Origin of the sequence: Halogeometricum sp. CBA1124 (assembly GCF_009741955.1) — an archaeon.
In the GTDB taxonomy this organism is placed as follows: Archaea; Halobacteriota; Halobacteria; order Halobacteriales; family Haloferacaceae; genus Halogeometricum; species Halogeometricum rufum.
The window spans coordinates 1-2,706 of the sequence record NZ_WPCD01000305.1 but is presented as its reverse complement, the minus strand read 5'-3'; the positions used below and the strand labels follow the sequence as shown (position 1 = coordinate 2,706).

The following is a 2,706-nucleotide window of genomic DNA, read 5'->3' as shown; positions in this document are numbered from 1 at the left end:
CGGCGTCGGCCGGGCGACCGCCGGGACCGGCCGCGGCCGTTCCCGTCACCGAACTGCTCTGAGAGCCGTTGCACCCGGCCGTCCCCGCGAGGAGAGCGACCGCGGCGTGGAGGAGGCGTCGGCGCGTGAGCGGGACCATACACGCCTAACGGAATGACATTCGTAAACGCTGGGGATTCGAGGCGACCCGTCGCACCGAGGGAGACCGCCGAGGCACGACCCGGACCGCGAAACGTAATTTTATATCGCGCCTTATGGTTTATCGCTCGCGACTCGCGGTCCTTTTAGGTGTCGCGGGCGTCGTTCGGGTATGGTGCGGAACGTCGCGGGCGTGATGGCCGAACTCGAAGCCGAGGACTTCTACCTCCTCTCGGGCGTCGAACAGGGGATGCGCTTCGGCGAGTGGGTGAACCGCGGCAAACTCCCCGACCTCTCGGGTCTCACCCCGGAGAACGTGGAGTACCGACTGAACCGGTGCATGCGACGCGACCTGGTCGAACGCAAGACCATCCAGTACGAGGGGTACAAACTCGCCGTCGAGGGCTACGACGCACTCGCCCTGCGGACGTTCTCGAAGCGAGATACCATCCAGGGCGTCGGTGCCCCCCTCGGCGTCGGGAAGGAGAGCGACGTGTTCGAGGTGCAGTCGTACAAACCGCTGGCGCTGAAGTTCCACCGCGAGGGGTACACCAACTTCCGCGAGGTGATGCGCGAACGCGAGTACACCTCCGAGAACCAGCACGTGTCGTGGCTCTACACCGCGCGGAAGGCGGCCGAACGCGAGTACGAGGTGCTGGAGGACCTCTACCCCGACGTGTCGGTTCCGCGACCGATCGACCAGAACCGCCACGCCATCGTGATGGAGAAACTGGGGGGCGTCGAACTCGACCGGGCGAAACTCGAGGCCGGTCAGGTGATCGGCGTCCTCGACCTGGTCCTGCACGAAATCGCGGCGGCCTACGACGCCGGCTACGTCCACGCCGACATGAGCGAGTACAACGTCGCCGTCGGCGAACAGGGCGTGACCGTCTTCGACTGGCCGCAGGCGGTATCGACCGACCACGACAACGCGCGGGAACTCCTCGCACGCGACGTGAAGAACGTCCTCGGCTACTTCCGCCGGAAGTACCCGGGGTCGATGCCCGACGACGTGGACGAGTCGGCACTCTGCGACGCCGTCGCGGCGAACGAGTTCGAGTCGGTTCGCGCGTTCGCCGACTGACCGCCCCGTTCCGGCGGCGGTACCACCCTTCTCTCTCGTACCGACGGCACAGCCTGTCTTCCACCCGTTCGTGAGCGACGGGCGAAGCGCCGCCTCACCATCGATAAATTAGATACCGCGATACGAAATCGTGGGTGGGCGCGAATCGGAACGTCGAGTCGCTCACAGCGAAGACGTCTCTCTCGACGCGAGCGTTCCGGAGAAGCGTCGACCCGTCGGAGGCGGCACCGCGGCCGCGGCTCTCAGCCTAGCGGGCGAAGTTCGACCGTCTCTGCCTCGAAGTCCTCGACGAACGCCCCCTGCCCGCCGATACTGAAGGTGCCCTCGTCGGTTTCGACGACGAGCGTGTTCTCCACGGGGAACGAGTTGGTCGAGGGTTCGAGCAGCCCCTGCCGGATGTCGACGACGGTGCCCGTCAGTTCGGTGGGGCCGTCCTCGACGTGGACCCACCGACCCGTGACGTGTGCGACGACGGTTCCCCCCGTCCGCGCGTGGACCGTCGCCTGCAGGACGGCGTGGCGGAAGTCGCCGTACGTCGTCGGCAGGTCGTCGGGTTCGCAGGTGTACGTCTCGGCGGCCATCGGCCAGTAGTTGCCGAGGAACGACCCGACGAGGACCGGGCCGAGTTGCTCCTGCGCGAAGACGATGGCCTGCGCCGCGCTGTTCGACTGCGTGACCATCTCCGTCGGCGCGATCAGTCCCGCCTCCTGGTCGACGGTGAGCATGGTCGGCATCGGTTCCTCCCACGCCCGGACGACCGAAGCGAGGCCCGAGAGGGGCAGGTCGTCGTTCGGGCCGACGCCGGTGACGATGAGGAGGACGAGAACGCCTCGGTCGACGGCGTCGCGCAGTTCGTCGGCCACGTCGTCCACGAGCGAGTACGGGACGCCCAGCGTCACCTCCGTCTCGGCGCGTCCGACGAGTTCGTTGATGCGCTTGATGACCGTCACCCGCGACTTCACCACCTCGAACCGCTCCGACCGGGGGGCCGCCTGTGAGAACCGCGATTCGAGCGCCGGCCGCATCTCGTCTAAGTCCGACGTGAGCGACTCGACCACGTCCGCGGGCGGCCGTGCGCGGATGGTTGTCGGCACCGCGTGGTCGTTCACCTCGACGAAGCCGCGGTCCGCGAGTGTCTCCGCGATGCTGTAGACGTAGCGCTTCGAGACGTCGGCCTCGTCGGCGATGGTGCTCGCCTTCGCCTCGCCGAGTTCGAGAATGGTGAGGTACGTGTCTATCTCCTTGTCGGAGAAGCCGAACCGCTGGAGCAACTCGATGAGCGCGGCGTCTTCCATGGTGAGACATGCAGAACAGGGTCACTTATACTGACGTGGCTTCGCGCACCGGCGGCGGTCCACGAGGGCGGCGAGGGGCCAGAGACGCGGGGGCGGCAGTCAGGTCGGGGCGCGACTGGTCGGGCAGGTCCGGTCGGGTCGGTCAGAACGAGTCAAGAGAGACGGAGGACGACGCAGTCCTCGACGCGA

The 2,706-nt window shown here is 67.1% G+C and carries 3 protein-coding genes; 2 read left to right on the top strand and 1 reads right to left on the bottom strand.

What is annotated here, in order from left to right; translation table 11 throughout:
* The first annotated feature begins 310 nt into the window (after window positions 1-310).
* Window positions 311-1,222: an RIO1 family regulatory kinase/ATPase gene (locus GJ632_RS20770; RefSeq protein ID WP_191453918.1), complete on the top strand. Its 912-nt coding sequence runs from the start codon at window positions 311-313 to the stop codon at window positions 1,220-1,222.
* A gap of 242 nt (window positions 1,223-1,464) precedes the next feature.
* Here GJ632_RS20770 and GJ632_RS20765 read toward each other — a convergent pair whose 3' ends face one another.
* Window positions 1,465-2,517 carry a TrmB family transcriptional regulator sugar-binding domain-containing protein gene (locus GJ632_RS20765; RefSeq protein ID WP_191453917.1) on the bottom strand — a complete coding sequence of 351 codons (1,053 nt, stop codon included), beginning with the start codon at window positions 2,515-2,517 and terminating at the stop codon, window positions 1,465-1,467.
* An 8-nt stretch (window positions 2,518-2,525) separates the two neighbouring features.
* Here GJ632_RS20765 and GJ632_RS24420 point away from each other — a divergent pair.
* Window positions 2,526-2,706: hypothetical protein (locus tag GJ632_RS24420; protein WP_231751733.1), on the top strand; the 181-nt coding region annotated here is incomplete at its 3' end.